At 69.5% G+C, this 19,348-nt stretch carries 15 protein-coding genes and 1 pseudogene; 10 read left to right on the top strand and 6 right to left on the bottom strand.

Annotated features, from left to right (window positions below; all coding sequences use genetic code 11):
• Positions 1-104 precede the first annotated feature (104 nt).
• The 5 genes from ACFYMM_RS26825 to ACFYMM_RS26805 are packed head-to-tail and all read left to right on the top strand — an operon-like array spanning position 105 to position 7,403.
• Positions 105-1,154 carry a sugar ABC transporter substrate-binding protein gene (locus tag ACFYMM_RS26825; protein WP_388390791.1) on the top strand — a complete coding sequence of 350 codons (1,050 nt, stop codon included), beginning with the start codon at positions 105-107 and terminating at the stop codon, positions 1,152-1,154.
• Between the two features lie 48 nt (positions 1,155-1,202).
• Positions 1,203-2,792, top strand: coding sequence for a sugar ABC transporter ATP-binding protein (locus ACFYMM_RS26820; protein ID WP_388390789.1), 1,590 nt, complete (start codon positions 1,203-1,205; stop codon positions 2,790-2,792).
• Positions 2,776-3,819 (top strand): ABC transporter permease, encoded by a 1,044-nt coding sequence (locus ACFYMM_RS26815; RefSeq protein WP_388390787.1) that lies wholly within the window; start codon positions 2,776-2,778, stop codon positions 3,817-3,819. The genes ACFYMM_RS26820 and ACFYMM_RS26815 overlap by 17 nt, the downstream gene beginning before the upstream one ends.
• A 17-nt stretch (positions 3,820-3,836) precedes the next feature.
• The gene (locus ACFYMM_RS26810; protein WP_388390785.1) at positions 3,837-4,541 is read left to right on the top strand and encodes a FadR/GntR family transcriptional regulator; all 705 of its coding nucleotides are present in this window, start codon (positions 3,837-3,839) and stop codon (positions 4,539-4,541) included.
• Between the two features lie 51 nt (positions 4,542-4,592).
• Complete coding sequence (locus ACFYMM_RS26805; RefSeq protein ID WP_388390783.1) at positions 4,593-7,403, top strand: RICIN domain-containing protein; 2,811 nt, start codon at positions 4,593-4,595, stop codon at positions 7,401-7,403.
• A gap of 124 nt (positions 7,404-7,527) precedes the next feature.
• On the opposite strand, the pseudogene ACFYMM_RS26800 reads toward ACFYMM_RS26805, so the two are convergent.
• A pseudogene (locus ACFYMM_RS26800) lies at positions 7,528-7,632 on the bottom strand (transposase family protein); the annotation flags it as partial.
• Positions 7,633-7,743: 111 nt separating this feature from the next.
• Positions 7,744-8,427 (bottom strand): hypothetical protein, encoded by a 684-nt coding sequence (locus ACFYMM_RS26795; RefSeq protein WP_388390781.1) that lies wholly within the window; start codon positions 8,425-8,427, stop codon positions 7,744-7,746.
• A 544-nt stretch (positions 8,428-8,971) separates the two neighbouring features.
• Here ACFYMM_RS26795 and ACFYMM_RS26790 point away from each other — a divergent pair.
• A complete protein-coding gene (locus ACFYMM_RS26790) occupies positions 8,972-10,168 on the top strand; it encodes an SMI1/KNR4 family protein (RefSeq protein ID WP_388390779.1) in 1,197 nt (398 codons plus the stop codon).
• 39 nt (positions 10,169-10,207) lie between these two features.
• Here the strand turns inward: ACFYMM_RS26790 and ACFYMM_RS26785 are convergent, their stop codons facing one another.
• Positions 10,208-11,143 (bottom strand): LysR family transcriptional regulator, encoded by a 936-nt coding sequence (locus tag ACFYMM_RS26785; RefSeq protein ID WP_388390777.1) that lies wholly within the window; start codon positions 11,141-11,143, stop codon positions 10,208-10,210.
• Positions 11,144-11,192: 49 nt separating this feature from the next.
• On the opposite strand from ACFYMM_RS26785, the gene ACFYMM_RS26780 reads away from it, so the two are divergent.
• A complete protein-coding gene (locus ACFYMM_RS26780) occupies positions 11,193-11,708 on the top strand; it encodes a tautomerase family protein (RefSeq protein ID WP_388390775.1) in 516 nt (171 codons plus the stop codon).
• Between the two features lie 88 nt (positions 11,709-11,796).
• Here ACFYMM_RS26780 and ACFYMM_RS26775 read toward each other — a convergent pair whose 3' ends face one another.
• Positions 11,797-12,972, bottom strand: coding sequence for a cytochrome P450 (locus ACFYMM_RS26775; RefSeq protein WP_388390773.1), 1,176 nt, complete (start codon positions 12,970-12,972; stop codon positions 11,797-11,799).
• 405 nt (positions 12,973-13,377) lie between these two features.
• Here ACFYMM_RS26775 and ACFYMM_RS26770 point away from each other — a divergent pair, with 405 nt between their 5' ends.
• Positions 13,378-15,540 carry a hypothetical protein gene (locus ACFYMM_RS26770; protein ID WP_388390771.1) on the top strand — a complete coding sequence of 721 codons (2,163 nt, stop codon included), beginning with the start codon at positions 13,378-13,380 and terminating at the stop codon, positions 15,538-15,540.
• 149 nt (positions 15,541-15,689) lie between these two features.
• Positions 15,690-16,055 carry a hypothetical protein gene (locus tag ACFYMM_RS26765; protein WP_388390769.1) on the top strand — a complete coding sequence of 122 codons (366 nt, stop codon included), beginning with the start codon at positions 15,690-15,692 and terminating at the stop codon, positions 16,053-16,055.
• Positions 16,056-16,095: 40 nt separating this feature from the next.
• Here the strand turns inward: ACFYMM_RS26765 and ACFYMM_RS26760 are convergent, their stop codons facing one another.
• The gene (locus ACFYMM_RS26760; RefSeq protein ID WP_388390767.1) at positions 16,096-17,211 is read right to left on the bottom strand and encodes an FAD-dependent oxidoreductase; all 1,116 of its coding nucleotides are present in this window, start codon (positions 17,209-17,211) and stop codon (positions 16,096-16,098) included.
• Positions 17,212-17,264: 53 nt separating this feature from the next.
• Between ACFYMM_RS26760 and ACFYMM_RS26755 the strand changes: the two genes are divergently transcribed.
• Positions 17,265-17,957, top strand: a complete 693-nt coding sequence (locus ACFYMM_RS26755; RefSeq protein WP_388390765.1) for a TetR/AcrR family transcriptional regulator — start codon at positions 17,265-17,267, stop codon at positions 17,955-17,957.
• 226 nt (positions 17,958-18,183) lie between these two features.
• Here ACFYMM_RS26755 and ACFYMM_RS26750 read toward each other — a convergent pair whose 3' ends face one another.
• Positions 18,184-19,167: an aldo/keto reductase gene (locus tag ACFYMM_RS26750; protein WP_388390763.1), complete on the bottom strand. Its 984-nt coding sequence runs from the start codon at positions 19,165-19,167 to the stop codon at positions 18,184-18,186.
• Positions 19,168-19,348 lie beyond the last annotated feature (181 nt).

Below are 19,348 nucleotides of genomic sequence, written 5' to 3'. Positions count from 1 at the left end.
AATTCATCGGACGGGTATTGTCAGTCGCGGCAACCGGGTCGTAACGTCCACGCCACGTCTCGAGACCTCCGATGACAGGCCCCCTCGATGAGAAGAGCCCGGACATGACCCACTCCCACCTGCGTGTCACTGCCGCCGTGACCGGAGTCCTGCTGCTCGCCGGAGCCGCCACGGCGTGCAATCGCGGCAGCTCCAGCGCCGTCTCCGGCAAGGCGAGCGGCCCCGCGATCGGTATCGATCTGCCGCGTGCCGACTCCGACTTCTGGAACTCCTACGCGCAGTACACCAGGCGGTTCATCTCGTCCCAGGGCATCCACGCCCTCCCGATCAGCAACTCGCAGAACGACGTCACCAAGCTGGTGGCCAACGTCCAGGTCTTCGAGAACACGGGCGCCAAGGCCGTCGTCATGGCACCGCAGGACACCGGTGCCATCGCCTCGACCCTCGGGCAGCTGGCGAACAAGCACATTCCGGTGGTGAGTGTGGACACCCGTCCCGACAGCGGCAAGGTCTACATGGTGGTGCGGGCCGACAACAAGGCGTACGGCACCAAGGCGTGCGAGTTCCTCGGCAAGCAGCTCGGCGGCAAGGGCAAGGTCGCCGAGCTGGAGGGCGCGCTGGACTCCATCAACGGGCGGGACCGTTCGGAGGCCTTCGCCGCCTGCATGAAGAAGGAGTACCCGGGCATCACCGTCTACCCGCTGGCCACCAACTGGGACGGTTCGGTCGCCTCCAGCAAGCTGCAGACACTGCTGGCCCAGCACAAGGACATCAACGGCATCTACATGCAGGCCGGCGGCGTCTTCCTGCAGCCGACCCTGTCCCTGCTCAAGCAGAAGGGCCTGCTCGAGCCCGCGGGCGCGGCGGGACACATCTCGATCATTTCGAACGACGGCATCCCGCAGGAGTTCGACGCGATCCGCCGGGGCCAGATCGACGCCACCGTCTCCCAGCCCGCGGACCTCTACGCCAAGTACGCCCTGTACTACGCCCAGGCCGCGGCCTCGGGCAAGACCTTCAAGCCCGGGCCCACGGACCACGGCTCGACCATCGTCCAGCTGCCCAACGGGCTGGAGGACCAGCTGCCCGCGCCGCTGGTGACCAAGGCCAACGTGGACGACAAGTCCCTGTGGGGCAACAACGTCGCCAACTGACAGGCGGTCCGCAGCCCGCCGCACCCGCGAGAAAGGAAGGCACTCAGCATGGCGGACACGCCGACCGCCTCCACCACCGGGGCCACCACGGCACCGGTGGTGGAGGCCACGGGGATCACCAAGCGGTTCGGGGCCACGGTGGCCCTGCGCGAGGCCCGCATCTCCGTCGCGCCCGGGGAATCCCACGCCCTGGTCGGGCGCAACGGCGCAGGCAAGTCGACGCTGGTCTCCGTTTTGACGGGCATACAGCAGCCGGACGCCGGCTCACTGCGAATCTCCGGCGAACCGGCGCCGGCGTTCGGTGACACCGACGCCTGGCGCTCCAAGGTCGCCTGCGTCTACCAGCGGTCCACCGTCATCCCCGAACTGACGGTCGCGGAGAACCTCTTCCTCGACCGGCAGAGCGGAAGCGCGCTGCGACCGATCCGCTGGAAGGAACTGCGCCATCGCGCCGGGGCGCTCCTGGCGGAGTACGGCGTCGATGTCTCACCCTCGGCCAGGATCCGGGACCTCTCGGTGGAGCAGCGGCAGTTCGTGGAGATCGCCAGGGCGCTCTCCTTCGGTGCCCGCTTCATCATCCTGGACGAGCCCACCGCGAAGCTCGACGCGCGCGGCATCGACCGGCTCTTCACCAAACTGCGGGAGCTGCAGGAACAGGGCGTCGCCTTCCTCTTCATCTCCCACCACCTCCAGGAGGTCTACGACCTCTGCACCCGGGTCACCGTCTACCGGGACGCGCGCCACGTCCTGACCGCGTTCGTCGCCGAACTCGGCCACGACGCACTGGTGGAGGCGATGACCGGGGAGAGCGCGGGCCGGCCGGTGCCGTCGGGGCCGGGGAGCCGTGCGGCGGACAACGGTGGGCGGCCCGTCCTGGAGGTGACGGAGCTGACCCTGCCCGGCAGCTACCAGGATGTTTCGCTGACCGTCCGCGCCGGCGAGGTGGTAGGCCTGGCCGGCGCCGCCGCCAGCGGCAACGTACAGCTCGGCGAAACCCTGGCCGGTCTGCACCGCACCCGTGCGGGCAGCATCCGGGTCGCAGGCCGCCCGGTGAGCACCGGCGACGTGCCGAAGGCGCTGGCAGCCGGTGTCGGGTTCGTGCCCGAGGACCGGCACCTGCAGGGGTTGGTGACCGGGCGGAGCGTGACGGAGAACGCCACCTTGACCGTGAGCGACCAGCTCGGTCCCTGCGGCACCGTACTGCCCTCCCGCGCCAGGGCGTTCGCCCAGCGCATGATCGACGACCTCGACATCAAGACACCCGGGGCGGCGACCGACGTCGCCGACCTCTCCGGCGGCAACCAGCAGAAGGTCGTCGTCGCCCGCGCCCTCGCGACACGGCCCGACCTGCTGGTCGCCATCCGGCCCACCAACGGTGTCGACATCAAGTCCAAGGAGTCCCTGCTGGGCCGCATCCGCCGGGTCGCGGACGACGGCAAGGCGGCCCTCATCGTCTCGGACGAACTCGACGACCTGCGCGGCTGCGACCGGGTGGTGGCGATGTTCCACGGCCGGGTGGCGGCCGAGTTCCCGGCGGGATGGACCGACGAGCAACTGGTCGCGGCCGTGGAGGGCATGGCCGCGACGGCTGACACCAACGAAACGAAGGGACTGACCGGCCATGGCCGCCACGACTGACACGTCCGCCGCGAAGACGGCGACGGAGGAGCACCCGAGCGGCGTCGGCCACCGGCGCGGACTCGATCTGCGGCGCTACCGCGACCTCTCCCTCATCCCGGTGCTCCTCGTCCTGGGACTGATCGGTTTCATCGTCTCGCCGGCCTTCCTCACCTCCGACAACCTGCTCGGCGTCGCACAGCAGTCCACCGAGCTGAGCCTGCTCGTGCTCGCCGAGGCCATGATCCTCATCGCGGGCCGGATGGACCTGTCACTGGAATCCACCATCGGCGTGGCCCCGGTGATCGCCGTGTGGCTGGTACTGCCCACCGACGGAGGACGATTCCACGGCCTGGGCGTGCTCCCGACCTGGACGGCCGTTCCGGTCTGCCTGCTGGTCGGCGCCCTCATCGGCGCGATCAACGGCTTCCTGATCCTCAAGCTGCGGCTGAACGGCTTCATCGTGACGCTCGGAGCGCTCACCATGCTGCGCGGACTTCAGGTCGCCATCTCCCAGGGCCAGTCGATCGTCGAACTGCCCAGCTCCTTCACCTACCTGGGCAGTTCCTCATGGCTCGGAGTGCCGGCACCGGTGTGGATCTGCGTCGTGCTGTTCGCGATCGGCGGCAGCGCCCTGGCCTGGCTGCGGCACGGCCGCGCGCTCTACGCGATCGGCGGCAACAGCGAGGCCGCGCGGACCGCGGGCATCCGCGTCGACCGCGTGATGTGGACGGTGCTGATCCTCGGGGGACTGCTGGCCGCCTTTGCCGGCATCCTCTACACCGGCCACTACGGTTCCATCTCGGCAGACCAGGGCAGCGGCTGGATCTTCCAGGTGTTCGCCGCCACCGTCATCGGCGGGGTGAGCCTCAACGGCGGGCGCGGCACGCTCTTCGGCGCGCTGACGGGCGTCCTCACCCTCCAGCTCGTCGTCAACGTGATGACGCTGGCGGGTGTGCCCCCGCTCTGGAACCAGTTCCTCAACGGCGCGATCATCATCGTCGCCCTGATCATCTCGCGGTTCGCCTCCGGCGAGAAGCAGGACTGACCAAGAGGGGTGCCGCCATGGCCGTAACGGACGACGCGATAGACCGGATCAAGGCGATGATCGTCTCCGGGGAGCTGCTGCCGGGCACCAGGTTGCCCAAGGAGGACGACCTCGCCCAGCAGCTCGGGCTGTCCCGCAACTCGCTGCGGGAGGCCGTCCGGGCGCTGACGGCGATGAAGATCCTCATCCCCAAGCAGGGCGACGGCACCTTCGTGTCCAGTCTGGAACCGCAACTTCTGCTGGAGACCCTCTCCTTCGCCTCCGACGTCTCCCACGGCCAGACCGCCCTGCAACTGCTCCAGGTCCGCCGGCTCCTCGAACCTCCGGCCACCGCCCTGGCGGTGGGCCGCATCACCGACGAGGACCTTCGTCAGCTGCGGTCGATCCTGGACCGGAGCGCGGCCGCCGAGAGCGCCGAGGAGTTCGTCCGGCTGGACACGGAGTTCCACAGTGCCATCGTGGGCCTGTCGGGCAATCCGGTGCTCTCCATGCTGCTGCAGGTCGTCTCCACCCAGACCCAACGCGTCCGCATCCTGCGGGGAGCCAGTGTCGGGCCGGCGATCGAGAACGCCCTGCGGGACCACGAGGCCATCCTGGCCGCTCTCACCTCCCGGGACGCCCAACTCGCCGCCTCCGCCGCCATGGTGCACGTGGCCGGCGTCGAGCAGTGGCTCGCGCAGAGCCTGGGCACGGGCGACGAGGCCGAGCCCGCGACCGGCTGACCCGACCCACCGACCGTCCAGCTGCCGTCCACGACAAGGAGTGGGAACGCAATGGCTGTCCTTCGCAGAAGCACGGCAACGGGCGCCGCGTGTGCCCTGGCCATCGCCGCGGCCCTGACCATCGCCCCGCCGGGGCAGACCGCAGCAGCCGCCACCACCACGACCGCCTGGCAGTCCGGCAGGTTCGACGTCGACACCCCGAACCTCGTGCGCCGCTCCGACGTCGTGCTGGGGCGGCCCAACACCGGACAGTCGCAGTTCATGCCGCTCGGCAACGGCACCCTGGGCGCGGCGGTCTGGGCCGCCGGCGGGTTCACCGCGCAGCTCAACAGATCGGACACCTTCCCGGACCGCAAGTCGCCGGGACAGCTGACCATCCCGGGCCTCGCCAAGCTCACGAGCGCTCCCGACTACACGGCCCATCTGGACCTCTATGACGGGACGTTCACCGAATCCGGCGCGGGCATGACGGCGACCATGTACGTGCGCGCCGACAAGGACGAGCTGGTCGTCGACGTCACCGGCGCCGACCCCAGCTCCAACCAGAGCGCGCAGCTGGCGCTGTGGTCAGGCCGCTCCCCGCAGGCACAGGCCGCCGGCTCGATCGGCACCCTCGCGGAGACCTGGACGGACGGATCCGAGCCCGGCAGCACCGGGAACACCTACGGCTCGCTCGGCGCCATCACCGCCGGCGGTACGGGGGTCTCCGCCTCCGTGGTCGACCCCACGACCGTGCAGGTGGCGTTCAGGCCGAACTCCGACGGCAGCTTCCGGGTCATCGCGGCCGCCCCCCACTGGACCGGCGGAGACGCCCGGTCCACCGCCTCTTCCCTGCTTGGCTCGGACCCGAGCGCCAGTTCGTCCTCCCTGCAGTCGCCGCACCTTTCGTGGTGGCACTCCTTCTGGAACCGCATCGGACTGATCAGGTTCTCCTCGTCCGACGGCAGCGCCGACTACCTGGAGAGCCTGCGCACCCTCGACCTGTACGACGCGGCGGCCGAGAGCCGCGACACCTACCCGGGCTCCCAGGCCGGCGTGGCCGACCTGTTCTCCCCCTACCAGGACACCCACAAGTGGGACCCGGGCGCCTGGTGGCACTGGAACATCCGGATGCAGGTGCAGGCCAACATGTCCGCGGGCGCCTTCGACCTCAACGACCCCTACTTCCGCCTCTACCACGACAACCTACCGAACATACAGGCCTGGACCAAGGCCCACATGAACAACCGTGCCGGCATCTGCGTCCCCGAGACCATGCGCTTCAACGGCGACGGCCACGAGTGGGAGACCTGGGAGAGCGCCCCCTACCCCCAACTCTGCGACTCCTCGGTGAGCGCGTCGTGGAACGCCCGCACCATCAGCACCGGCGCCGAGGTCGGCCTGTGGGTGTGGCAGCAGTACCTGATGACCGGTGACAAGTCCTTCCTGAGCACGAACTACCCGCTGATGGCCGAGGCCGCCCGGTTCCTGCTCGCCTACTCGACCACCGGCTCGGACGGCAACCTGCACACCTATCCGTCCAACGCCCACGAGACCCAGTGGGACGTTCACGACCCCACGACCGACATCGCGGCCATGCAGGCCCTGTTCCCCGCCACCGTCCGAGCGGCCCGGACGCTGGGCCAGGACGCCGACCTCGTCACGCAGCTGAACGCCGCGATCCCCAAGATCCGCCCGTTCGCCCGCACCGACGCCTCCACGCAGTCCCAGCTGCTCACTCCCGCCGACGACGCGGCCGGCAACGACGTCATCGCACCCTCCTACGACCCGACCGCCACCAAGCACAACAGCGAGAACATCGGCCTGGAGCCGGTATGGCCCTACAACCTGATCGGTGACGCGGGCAGCCTGTCCGACCTCGCCAAGCGCACCTTCACCAACCGCCCGCAGAAGATGGTCAACGACTGGAGCAACGACCCGATCCAGGCCGCCCGTCTCGGACTGGGCAGCGAGGTCGCGAGCACCCTGAACGGTCTGACCCAGAAGTACCAGAAGCTCCCCTCCGGCCTGGCCACCTTCTCGGGCAACGAGCCCTACGCCGAGCAGCAGGGCGTGGCCTCCGCCGCGCTCAGCGAGGCACTGGTCCAGGACTACGACGGGCTGCTGCGCATCGCCCCCGCCCTGCCGTCGGGCTGGGACGCGGACGGCACGGTGTTCATCCAGGGCGGCCACAGGGTCTCCGTCCAGGTCCACGGCGGCACCATCACCACGGTCGGTATCAACGCCGGATCCACTGGCACCATCAACGTCCGCAATCCCTGGCCAGGCCAGCAGGTGCAGGTCGTCGACGGCGGTGACGAGAGCACTGTGGTGGTCGCCGCGACCTCCGCCGCGCAGATCGCGATCCCGGTCACCAGTGGCCGCTCCTACCTCATCCAGCAGCCGTCCGACCCCGTCAGCGCTCGTACCGTCGCCCCGGTGAGCGGCACCCCGGCGGCCCAGGTGCGCACGCTCGGATCGGTGTCGATCGGCCTCCCCGCCTCCAGCAGGCTCGTCAGCGCGGCCTCCAACCGCTGTCTGGACGACCCGGCCGGCAGCACCACGGCCGGCACCCAGGTCGACATCTGGGACTGCGGCACGGGGGCGAACCAGAAGTGGACCTACACCTCGGGCAAGACGCTGACCGCTGAGGGCCTGTGCCTGGACGCCAACAGCGGCGGAACGACACCGGGCACCAAGGTCATCCTGTGGACCTGCAAGGGGAGCGCCAACCAGCAGTGGACGCCCCAGCCGGACGGCACCATCCGCGGCGTTCAGTCGAACCTGTGCCTGGACGTGACCAACGGAGCGACCGCCAACGGCACACCGATGGAGCTGTGGAACTGCACCGCCTCCGCCAACCAGCGGTGGACGACGAGCTGAACCACATGCAATGACGAGCCGCCCGAGGGCCTGCCCCGCCAATGACCGGCGGGGCGGGCCCAGGTTGTCGACGTAGAGGGTTCTGCACCGCGGCATGATCGATGATCCTGCCGACCGCGGACTACGAGATGCCAAACAGCGGCGCCAGTTGTCGCAGCGTCAGATTGCTTCGCAAGTACGCCGCTACCAACAAGACTCGATCCTCCAGCGGTAGGCCCCACGGCCGGCTCGCTGAACGGCATCGGTCTCCTGCCCCACGACGCACTCCCTCGAAGTCCCGCCAACGCGCAGAGCACTTCACCACCTACGTCCGGAGCGGCACGCCGATGCGGGACAGCCTTCAGGAGCGCTGGGTGGGGATGACCTGTCCATCGGAGGCGTACACGGTCACCTGGGACTGCCCCGTGCCGGTCTGCCAGGTTCGGTAGGCGATGGTGATCTGCTGGGCCTGTGCGGTGTATCTGCTCGCGAAGCGGCTGTCCCAGTCGGTGCGTATGTCGACCCGGTGGTTGCCGGTGTGCGCCCTCAGCCGGGTGACATGTCTTATGGCGGCTTTTTCGGGTGGAGTGCCTTCCTGTGCAACCCATAGTTTGAATGTGTCGGCCTCTGATGTCGGTGCGGCCCGCATGTTGGGCGTCGTCGGATCGAAGATGTCGTTGCCCTGGGCGGATGCTGTCTTCGTTGCGGATGGGCTCTGTTCGAGGTGCACGGCTACGCCGACGACGGCCAAGGCGAGAAGGCCGCCCGTGATCAGCTTTCCTTTGTGCATGATGAAAACCCCCGTTTTCGAAGGATGGATGGCTCCGACGGGCGTCCCCACCGCTTCGAGCAGTTGAGGCCCGTCGCGGGACTCAGGCGGCCCCGCCTTGGGTCCGCGCCGCAGTGCATTCTGACCGCAAGAAGCAACGGTAACCATCGAAAATTGACCGATGAGTCCACGAGGTCGGCTCATTTGTGACGTGTTTTCATGGCTGGTCTCGCCATCCGGGCGATCAATCACGCATGTTTCGCTCGTCGGGTCCAAGGCAAAGAAAGTCAGCTTTTGGTGGGGTATCGTATGATGCTGCGCCCAGTGTGGGAGTAGGGAAACAAGGGGCAAAATGGGGCCGGGTGTTCGGAGTGGGCTTCGGATTTCGAGGTCTATCCCGCATTGAGCTCCGGACCGGTTGCCGTCGGTGCGCGGGTGGCCTGTTCCTGACCCTGGAATGCGCAATTCCGTTGTCGCTCCGGGGCCGCACGTCGGTCCATTCAACGGCCCTGGCAGGGTTTCGCGAAGGGCCACCGGTGAGGGTGAGCTTGCAGGCATGCGCTGGTGATGCCCGGGGCGCGCACAGCCCCGCCGGCATCGTGTTCGTGCACGATGGTCTTTCCCGACGGGCCGCCGATCTGCCGGTCTCGGTGATATCCGCCTGTGGCGGCGGCGGTGGCCCGGACCCCCAGCCACGGCTGGACTCCGCCACGCGTGCCAGTGCGACCCGCGCGGCACCCCCGCCGCCGCGCGATTTCAACCCAGACCGCGGAGACGGAAGAATCCGCCGAGCACCTGACGCACGCTGGAAGGACCTCAATTGACATCCGACATAAACACGTTCACCACCCCCTCCACGGAGCGGCCGCCCTCCCTCGTCCCCATCGACTGGACGGCCGTGGAGAACTGGCTCGGACTGCGGCTGCCGGCCGACTACAAGCGGCTCGCCGACCGGTACGGACCACTGGACTTCGGTGAGTACGTGTGGATCCACGTGCCGTGCGTCCAGCGAAACCGCTTCGACTACGGAGAGTGGCTCAGTGCGAAGCACCGGGAGGCGCGGATCGCGGCGCGGGAGCTGCCCGAGGCCGAGCGGCCCGCGCTCCACCCCGAGCCCGGCGGCCTGTTGGCCTGGGGGTGCACGCGGGGCAGCGACGTACTGTTCTGGGACACCTCGGCCTCCGACCCCGACGAGTGGACCGTGGTGGTGCGGCACTCGAGGGCGGTCCCGGGCAGTGGCCTGTCCCCATGGCACCGGTACGACCTGACGATGACGGGCTACCTACGGCACACGGTCCGCGACACCTGGGAGCTCCCTTCTCCTCCCGGCCCGCTGCTGGGCCCGCTGCCGAGCACCGTCGCGCGGACCGCCTTCCTTCCCGACGCCCAGGCATGGACCCCGCCCGCGCCGGGCCCGTCCCGGCTCACCGAGGCCGAGCGCCGGACCGCGCTGGAGACCGGCACCGGGCTGGACGCGCTGCGGCTGCTGTCGCCGCCGCCCGAGCGGCCGTACCTCGGAGGTGGCTCCTGGGAGGGGCTGTTCGCCGAGCTGGGCACACGGCTGCCCACGGAGTACGTGCGGCTGATGGACGAGTACGGCGCGGGCATCTGGAGCGGGTGGTTGCGTTTCCACACCCCTCTCCGGACCGGCGAGCGGCGATTCCTCACGCACGTCGAGGACACCGCGGACGCCTACGGGCAGCTCAAGGACGGGCACGCGCAGTGGTACCCGCTGGTGATCTGGCCCGAACCCGGCGGCTTCCTCCCCTTCGCCAACTCCATCGATGGCGACTACCTCGGCTGGCTCACAGAGGGCGAGGATCCCGACACCTGGCCGCTGATCGTCTGGCCCCGCCACGCGGACCAGGGGCCGCCGCTGAAGGACGGGCTGATCGACACCCTCCTCGAATGGCAGCGCGGCAGGCTGGTCACCCATGGGTTCGCCACCCTGGACGAGGACGACGACCCTGTCGAGTTCGCGGACTTCCGGTCCTGGGACGACCGCGCCTACTGGTGAGCCCCCAGCCGGCGATCACCCGGTGCCCGTCCGGCACGGTCAGTCGGCGAGGTCGGCGGCCTGCTGGCGCAGGGCGCGTGCCAGCGCCTGCGTGGGCGCCCCAAGGGGGCCCGGCACGCGTACCAGACTGACGCGTCGTACCTCCTCCACGACGCCTTCGACGGGCACGAGGCGTACGCCGGACGGGAGGGCCGGCAGCAGCGTCGGTGTGGCCGTGGTGATGCCGGCGCCGGCCGCGACCAGGTGGAGCTTGGTCAGCCAGTCGCGGGCGGTGTGGTGGACCTTGGGCCGCCCGGGCAGACCGGGCCAGACGCCGAGCAGTGGTTCGTCCGCGGTGCCCGGACTGGCGATCCACGGTGCGCCCGCGATCTCCTCGACGCTGACGCTGCCCCGTTCGGCGAACGGGCCTCCTGCGGGCACAGCCACGGCCAGCTGCCCTTCCAGCAACGGCTCGACGCTCAGGGGCGGATCGTCCGTGTCGGGTGAGCGATGCGGTGGCCTGGAGGAGAGAATTGCGAGATCCAGGGTTCCGGCGCGCAGCGCGCGCACCAGCGAGGGAGTGGTCCCCTCACGCGTCGTCACCTCGAGGTGCGGGTGCTCCTGACGCAGCGTCGCCAGGGCACGAGGCACGATCACGGCTCCCGCGGTGGGGAAGAAGCCGAGCCGGACTCGGCCCCTCTCGACCTCCTCCGCTCCGCGCAACTCCCGGTCGGCGGCTTCAAGGGCGTCCAGGGCGACGACGGCGTGTCGCAACAGCGCACGGCCTGAACCGGTCAGCCGGACGCCGCCGGGACAGCGGTCGAAGAGCCGGGCGCCAGTCGCCTGTTCCAGCGCGGCCATCTGCCGGGATACGGCCGACTGCGTGTACCCGAGCGCGTCCGCTGCGGCCGTGAAGGTGCCCCGCTCCGCCACCTCGCGCAGCAGCCGCAGCCCGACCAGCGTCATCTCCATGCGCCCCCCATGAGCAATCGGCATGTCCATCATGCCAAACATTCGTTGGTGGAATGCCCACGGGGTTCCTAGCGTGGACACGCGGATCCCGGCCGTCGTCTGGCCACCGTGCTCGTCCGAAGCGCCCGCCACGGAAAGAACAGAAAGGCAACGGATCATGCCTCTGATCAACATCTACCTGCGTCAGGGAACCACCCCCGAACACCGCCAGAACGTGTCCTTGGGTATCCACAAGGCCATGGTCGACGTGCTGAAGGTCCCTCAGGACGACCAGTTCCATGTCTTCCACGAGGTCTCACCCGACAACTTCAAGATGCAGCCGGTCGTTTTCGGCCTGCGCCGCAGTGAGCGTGCCATGTTTGTCCAACTGTCCATCAACCACCGCACCGCCGAGCAGAAGGCCGAACTGTTCCAGGAGATCGTCGACAACCTCCGGCTGTTCGCCGACGTTCCCGAAGAGGACCTCCTGATGACGATCAACGAAACAGCCAGCGAGAACTGGTGGGCCGCCGGCCGCGTCGTCAATCCCGCCACCGGCTACGACGCGCGCATGAACGACGTCTTCACCGACGCCGAGGCCGCAAGCTGAGACCATGCGGCAGGGCTCTCGGCGTCGAAGGTCTGGACAAGCGGCGGTCCAGCCCACTTCCTGGTAGATCGGCGATCAGACCTGCGTGCTACCACCTGACGGGCAGTTGGAGGGGGAAGCGTCGGATGGTGGTGCTGTCCCACCGCACCTCGTCCGGGGGGACAGCGAGACGCAGTCCGGGCAAGCGGTCGAGCAGGGTGCTCAGGGCCACCCGCAGCTCCTCGAAGGCCAGTGGCGCGGCGATGCAGTGGTGTCCGCCCCAGCCGAACGTCATATGGGGGCGGGTGGGCCGGTTCGGGTCGAGCGTGTGGGGGTTGGGGAACACGCTGGCGTCGCGGTTGGCCGCCAGGTAAGACACGTGCACGAAGTCGCCCGCGCCGATGAGTGTTCCTTCCATCTCTACGTCCTCGAGCGCGATGCGCGGGATGCCGACGCCCTTGCGGAAGGGAATGAGGCGCAGGAGTTCGTCGAGCGTATCGGTGAGGCGTTCTGGGCGTTGTACCAGTGCTTCCCAGTGGTCGGGGCGGGTGAGGAGGCTGTAGGTGATGTCGCTGATCTGACAGGTGGTCGTGTCGATTCCGCTCAGCAGCAACGTCATCGCCAGCACTGCCAGTTCGTCGTCGCTCAACGGGTCCTCGGCGGCGGCCAGGGCGCTGATGAGGTCGTCTCCAGGTTGTCGGCGTCGCTCGTGGACGAGTTGGGTGAAGTAGCGGCGCAGGTACTGCTTGGCCTGCGACGCGACCTGTTGCGCGGTGGAGGTCACGCTCAGCAATTGCTGGGTACGGTGCAGCAGGAGGGGCCGGTCGGCGTCTGACACGCCCAGGAGCTCACAGATGGTGTGGTGCGGAAGCCGGTTGGAGAGGTGGTGGACGAGATCGGCGGGTGGACCGTGCGTGGTCATCTCGTCCAGTAGTGTGCCCGCCACGCGCTCGATGGCCGGCGTCATGCGGCGCACACGCTGCTTGGTGAAGGCCTGCGCCGCGGCCTGGCGCAGGCGGCGGCTGTGGGGCGGGTCGATGACGTTGATCGATTCGGGTGAGACGATGGGCTCCGGTGTCAGTCGTGGATAGTCCCGGCCGACGATGGCCGCCCGGCTGAACCGGGGGTCGGTCGTCACCTGCCGGACGCCGTCGTAGCTGGTGACCAGCCATGCATCGTGGTCCCCGTGGGGAAGGCGGATGCGCGTCACCGGGCCCCTCGCCATGAGCTCGGCGAGCAGGGGGTCGAACGCCAGGCTCTCACTGAAGTCGAAGGGGCAGCGCATGGTCCCGATGTCCGGCTCCGCGCCGCCGGCTGCTCCCTCTGGCCCTCTGGGCTCATGCCCACCACCGTCAGGCGGCCTGACCTCGTTATCGGGCATAGGTTTCATATAGCGCATTCTGTGATGCGGAGTCGTTCTGCGCATTTCAAGTCGGTGCTCGACTCTGCGGCCCCGCCCGGCAGGAGGTACGGACGCGTGTCACCGAAGCGGCCGACCACCTCTTCCCCGGTTCACGGGGCGAGAGGGCGCAGGTCATCGGTGGGTGGGCCATCAGGGGGAGGGGCGCGGCCCGGCCGGGCCCCGACCGCACTCAATGGGTCGCCGGGCGGTCGATCCCCGAGCGGCGCCCCTCTTGCGCGCGAAAAAACTCCTGTGCACCGGCTCGCGCACCTCTGCGATCATCTCCGAATGGAGCACAGTTTCGAATCGCTCGTCATCCGGCACACCCACCGCGTTTCCTCCCCCAAGGGCTCCGCCGGGGAAGGGGCTGTCGCCGCGAGGCAGTTCGACGCGGCGCTGACGTCCGTGGGCTTCAAGCTCTCGGCGGAGCTGCTGGATCGGCTGTCGGGGCTGTCCGAGGCCGCCGTCGTCCACACCGCCAAGCGGACGCTGCGCACCGTGAGCGAAATGGTGGGCGACCACGTCCGGCACAACTCGTACTTCATCGACTTCCCGGCGAACGTCCCGGACACCGAAGAGTTCTGGATGCAGTGCGTGGCGACAGCGCTCGGCGACGAGACGTCGCGCGACAACGTGCTGACGCAGCTGGGGAGCGGGGTGCTGGACCTGCTCAGCCTCCCCACATACGGCCGTTACCAGCACACCTACGAGGACATGCTCGCGGCGCAGGACGAACTGATCGCCTCGGCGGCCGACCGGGTCACCGTCCTGCATCTCGGCCGGGACCTGGACGACGAACTCACCGACCTGTACCTGGCCCTGGCCGGCAGCACCACCCCGCTGGGCGAGGACGACCTGCGCGATCTCAAGGCCCTCGCCGAGCGGTGCGTGCTCGGCCCCCAGCCGGAGGCGATCCCGGTCCGGGAGAACCGCGCGGTCGTCAACGAGGCCCGGCTCGGCGTCGGGGCGGACCTCCTCCTCGACACCGTCACCGATGTGCTGCGACTGGCCTGCGCCCTGTCGGGCGGCGACGTGACGCTGCAGGAGCCGACCCGGTTCCGGGCGCTGTCGCGACCCCTGCGCCGGGGACTGCTCGCGGGTCTCGACGCCGTGGTCGCGGCGAACCCGGCGAAGCTCGCCGATGTGCACGCGCACCGCAAGCGGCTCGGCGAGCGCCTCCATCCGCATGAGTACCCGCGCTGGCCGCACGCCGCCGATGTGTTCGCGGTCGCGCGGGGCGAGAAGGAGGCGCGGTCCTTCGACAGCCGGATCGAGGAGCTTCTCGACGCGTTCGACGTCCTCGGTGCGGTGGAACTGCTGAAGTCCGCTCCCGGCAAGCTGTTCCGCTCCCTGGACCTCCTGCTGCGCATCGCCGCCGACCAGGACGAACGGGACGCGGTGGTGGCCGCCGCGGTCCAGGTCGCTCCCGCCGTCTCCGGACGGGTCGTGCTCTCGGTGCGCGAGCATTTCCACAACCGGGCACAGGAGAGCGACAATCTTCGGGTCTTCGTCAACCGCCGGGGACGCGCCTGGGTGACCCCCGACTTCCGAGCGCCGGTACCGGCCGCCGACCGCGATCGTCTGATCGCCGCACTCGACACCGAGATGCGCCGTCGGCTCCCGGCGCCGGGCCGGCTGCTGCTCGACCCGGATGTCCTCGACGTGGCGCTTCCGCTCAGCGGCCGGGCGACCGCCGCCGGGCTCGGCGTACTGCCGCGAGGTTCGGTCTCCACGGTCGACGGCGAACAGCTGCGCTTCTTCGTGTACTGGAAGGAGACCAAGGACCGGACCGACTTCGACCTGTCGGCGCTGCTCCTGCACGCCGACTACAGCACCGATTCCTGGCTCTCCTACACGTCCCTCAAGGCCGTCGGCGGCGAGCATTCGGGTGACATCACCGAAGCCCCCGACGGAGCCTCGGAGTTCATCAACCTGTCCCTGGACCGAGTGCGCAGCACATTCATCGTTCCGCAGGTCAACATCTTCGCCGGCGAAGGCTTCGAGGAGGTCGAGGAGTCGTTCTTCGGTTTCATGCTGCGCGACGGCGACCAGAAGGGCCGGCCGTTCGAGCCGCGCACGGTGCGGATGAAGTCGGAGCTGCGTGGGGTGGGCCGGGTCGCGCTGCCGCTGGTGTTCCAGCGCGGGGACGGCGGCCGGTGGCGCGCGAAGTGGCTGCACCTGTATCTGAAGGGCATCTCGGCGGCCAACCGGGTCGAGGAGAACCAGGCATCCGTGTCGAAGGTGGTGCGCGCCATCGTGGAACGCGAGCAGTTGACGGTGGGGTACCTGATCGACCTGATGTCAGGCAACACCACGACCGTGGACCTGTGGGACGGCGAGCCGGTCCCGGACGAGCCCGTGATGTACATCGGCCTGGAACGTCCTGAGGGACTGCATCCGGACTCACGGATCATCACCCCGGAAAATCTGCGCGACTTGATCCCGGGCTGAGTGCTAGCGTTGCCTTCGGCGAGGCCATGAAGGGGCTTCCTTCTCACTTCCTTCCTGAAACGAGTTCCTTCGCTTTCCTCGCCGTTGACCTCGGCCGGGAGGCGCCCGCGCGGCGCCTCCCGGTTCGCGTGTGGGGATGCGGCACGGACGTGTCGGACGATTCGGTGCGGCAGGTCGTCGCCGCCGTCGTGCGGCGGGCCGGCACAGGACGCACGGTGGTCTCCTTGGACGGAAGGGCCGGTGCGGGGAAGTCCACTCTGGCGGCAGCCGTCGCCGCGAGCCTGCGGCCCCAGGGGGGCTACGGCCGCCTCTTCGCCTGGCGCCAGCTGCGCGATCAGGCCCTCGTCCCGCTCAGCGAGGGCCGGCCGGCGCACTACGCACCGTACGACCCGGCGACGAACAGCCTGCGCCACGGCGCCCCTCGCACCGTGCCACCGGTGCGGGTGGTCATCGTGGAAGGAGCCCTGACGGCGCGACCGGAGTTGGCTGCCTTCTACGTTTGGCGGCGTTGGTGAGAGCTTCGGCGAGGTCGACTCCGCGCCCCAGACTCGGATTCTATTGCTGGACTCGGTCGAAGAGGGCGAGGGCTTCGGCGGGGTCCGGGCTCACGAGGCGTTCCAGTCCGGCCGTCGTGATCTTCGCCCACTTGCCGGCCCGTGCCCACATCCGTTCCTCGAAGGCGCGGACGGTGTCGTCCAGGTCTCCGGGGCTGGTGGCGATGGACTCGGCGAGTTCGGCGCCTTCCAGCATCGCGAGGTTCGCGCCCGCCCCCAAGGGGGGCATCAGATGGGCGGCGTCGCCCAGCAGCGTCACCCCGCGGACGGGGGTCCACGTGTGGGACACGGGAAGGACGTAGAGGGGGCGGTGGGCGAAAGCGGAGCCGTGGCGGAGGAGGTCGAGGACGGGAGGAGCCCAGCCGTCGAACAGAGCCAGCAGACTCGATCGCACGGCCTCGGCGTCGGCCAGATCCAGGTTCGTGTGCCAGTCCAGCGGCGCGCGGAACTGGGCGTAGACCTTGACGTGGCCGCCGCTGTTGCGTTGGGCGACGAGCTTTCGGTTCACGCCGTAGACAGCCATGGAACCGTCGCCGACCAGCCGGGCGAGGTCGGGGTGGCGGGTGTCGACGTCGTCCAGGGAGGTCTCGACCGTGGTGACGCCGGTGTAGTGCGGCGTCACCGGCGAGAGCGCCGGACGGATCCGGGACCAGGCGCCGTCCGCGCCGACCACGAGGTCGAACGTCTCCTGTCGTCCGTCCGCGAAATGGACCAGAACGCCGTCCCGGGTCCCTGGCACCACCTGCGTCACGCCCCGCCCCCACTGGACGTCGAGAGGGCCGAGCAGCAGGTCACGGAGTTGCCCGCGGTCTATCTCCGGATTGGCCCGGTCATCCGGACGGGGCCGCCAGTCGCGAAGGACGGTCCCGGCCGTGTCCAGGATGCGCATGGCCTGTCCCTCGGGACGAGACAGCGCCTGGTATTGCGCCAGCAGTCCCGCCTTGGCCAGCGCGAGCTGGCCCAGTCCTTCGTGCAGGTCCAGTGTGCCGCCCGGGGGGCGGGCGTCGGGGGCGGGATCGCGTTCGAGGACGGTGACCGGGTGATCGTGGCGGTGGAGGACGCGGGCGAAGGTGAGGCCGCCGGGGCCACCGCCGACTACTGCGATGCGATGTCTCATGGCAATACACTGTATTGATTCATTACAGTGCCTCGCAACAGTACGATGTGGCCATGACTGTGTGGGACCGGCCGGAGCCGCCGACTCGCCCCGTGCCACTCGACCGGGAGCGGATCGTCGCCGCCGCCGTCGCGCTGGCCGACGAGGGCGGGCTGGAGGCGGTGTCGTTGCGCAAGGTCGCCGCCCGGCTGAACGCCGGCCCGATGCGGCTGTACGGATACATCTCCACCAAGGAGGAGCTGTTCGACCTCATGGTGGACGAGGTCCAGGCCGAAATACTCCCTAAGGAACAGTCGGGTGACTGGCGGGAGGCGCTGCGCGGCCTCGCCCACCGCACCAGGCAGGCCGCTCTCCGTCACGAATGGCTGGCCGACCTGCTCGGCGGCCGCCCGGCCCTGGGCCCGAACGGCCTCGCCGTGACCGAGGCCACGCTGGCCTCCCTCGACGGCCTCGCCGACATCGACACCGTCATGCGCGCCGTGGAGACGGTCAGCGCTTACTTCACCGGCGCGATCAGACGCGAGATCGCGAACCTGCGGGCGGAGCGCGCCTCGGGCCTGTCCGAGCGCGACTGGCAGCGCGCCTCGGGCCCGCACGTGACGAGAATGCTGGCCACGGGCCGCTTCCCGGCGCTGGCCAGGGCCGTGTACGACGGCACTGACGTGGACGCCGAGGAATCCTTCGCGACCGGCCTGGACTGGGTCCTCGACGGCGTGGCCGCCAAACTCACCCGTCCGCCGACGTGACGCACAGCTCCGGCTGAAGGCGAGCGAGGTCGGACTCGGTGCCCACGGGCCGTGCGGGGCGCCTGAGCGTCAGCCGTGGGCACGGTGCCCTGGGCATTTTGGCGCCGGCTGCCCGCGATCGTGAGAGACCGCCAGGCCGGCCTGTTCGCGAGTTGATCGCGGAGTACGGCGTTCCCGGCGACCGGAGTCGCGACGGCCGGCTGCTCTTTCCGGCACGCCCTGCGGGTCAGCCGTTGAGGTTCCGCATGAGTTCGGGGGCGTAGCGGTCGCCGGAGACGATGCCTCGCGGGGCGACGGCTTCGATGGCGGCCAAGTCCTCATCGGTGATCGTCACGCTGGTGGCTGCGACGTTCTCCTCCAGGTAGCGGCGGCGCTTGGTGCCGGGGATGGCGACCGCGCCCTGGTGCAGCACCCAGGCGAGAGCCAGCTGGGATGGTGAGACGCGCTTGGCGGCGGCGATGCGGCGGACCTCGTCGACCACGGCCAGGTTGCGGGCGAAGTTCTCGCCCTGGAAACGCGGGTCGGTGCGGCGGAAGTCGTCGGCGGCGAAGTCGTCCGGGCTGGTGATCGCACCGGACAGGAACCCGCGGCCCAGCGGCGAGTAGGCGACCAGGCCGATGCCGAGTTCGTTCAGGGTGGCCAGGACGCCGTTGTCCTCGATGCCGCGCTCGAAGAGCGAGTACTCGGTCTGGACCGCCGTGATCGGGTGGACGGCGTGGGCGCGGCGGATGGTCTGCGGAGCGACCTCCGACAGGCCGATGCAGCGGACCTTGCCGGCGGCCACCATGTCGCTCATGGCGCCGACCGTCTCCTCGATCGGCACCTGCGGGTCGACCCGGTGCAGGTAGTAGAGGTCGACGTGGTCGGTGCCCAGATGGCGCAGGGAGCGGTCCAGTGAACGACGGATGTAGTCGGATCGCCCGTTGTGGCCGACGAGCGTGCCGTCGTCGGTGAACTCGACGCCGGTCTTGGTCGCGACGACGGCCTGCTCGCGGCGGCCGGCGAGGGCCTTGCCGAGGAGTTGCTCGTTGATGAACGGGCCGTAGCTCTCGGCGGTGTCCAGCAGGGTCACGCCCAGTTCCAGCGCACGGTCGATGGTGGCGAGGGACTCGGCCTCGTCGGTGCTGCCGTAGAAGGCGCTCATGCCCATGCAGCCGAGTCCTTCGGCGGAGACGGTCAGGCCCTGGCTGCCGAGGGTACGGAGTTCCATGATGATCTTCCTTGCTGTCGCGGATCGTCCCGCGGTGTGTGACTGGTCGGTTGTACGTAGGGTGTGCCGCGGCCCGCGGTTCGGGCCGGGTGCGGCCGGGCGAGGGCGCCGTCACCGGTCGCGGCCGGCCGGGCTGCGGAGGTGGTGCCGCGCCGGCGGCCGGGGACGCTGTGCGGCTGTC

It is taken from the genome of Streptomyces sp. NPDC006739, from assembly GCF_042869815.1.
Taxonomy (GTDB): Bacteria; Actinomycetota; Actinomycetes; order Streptomycetales; family Streptomycetaceae; genus Streptomyces.
This window is presented reverse-complemented; position numbering and strand designations above follow the sequence as displayed.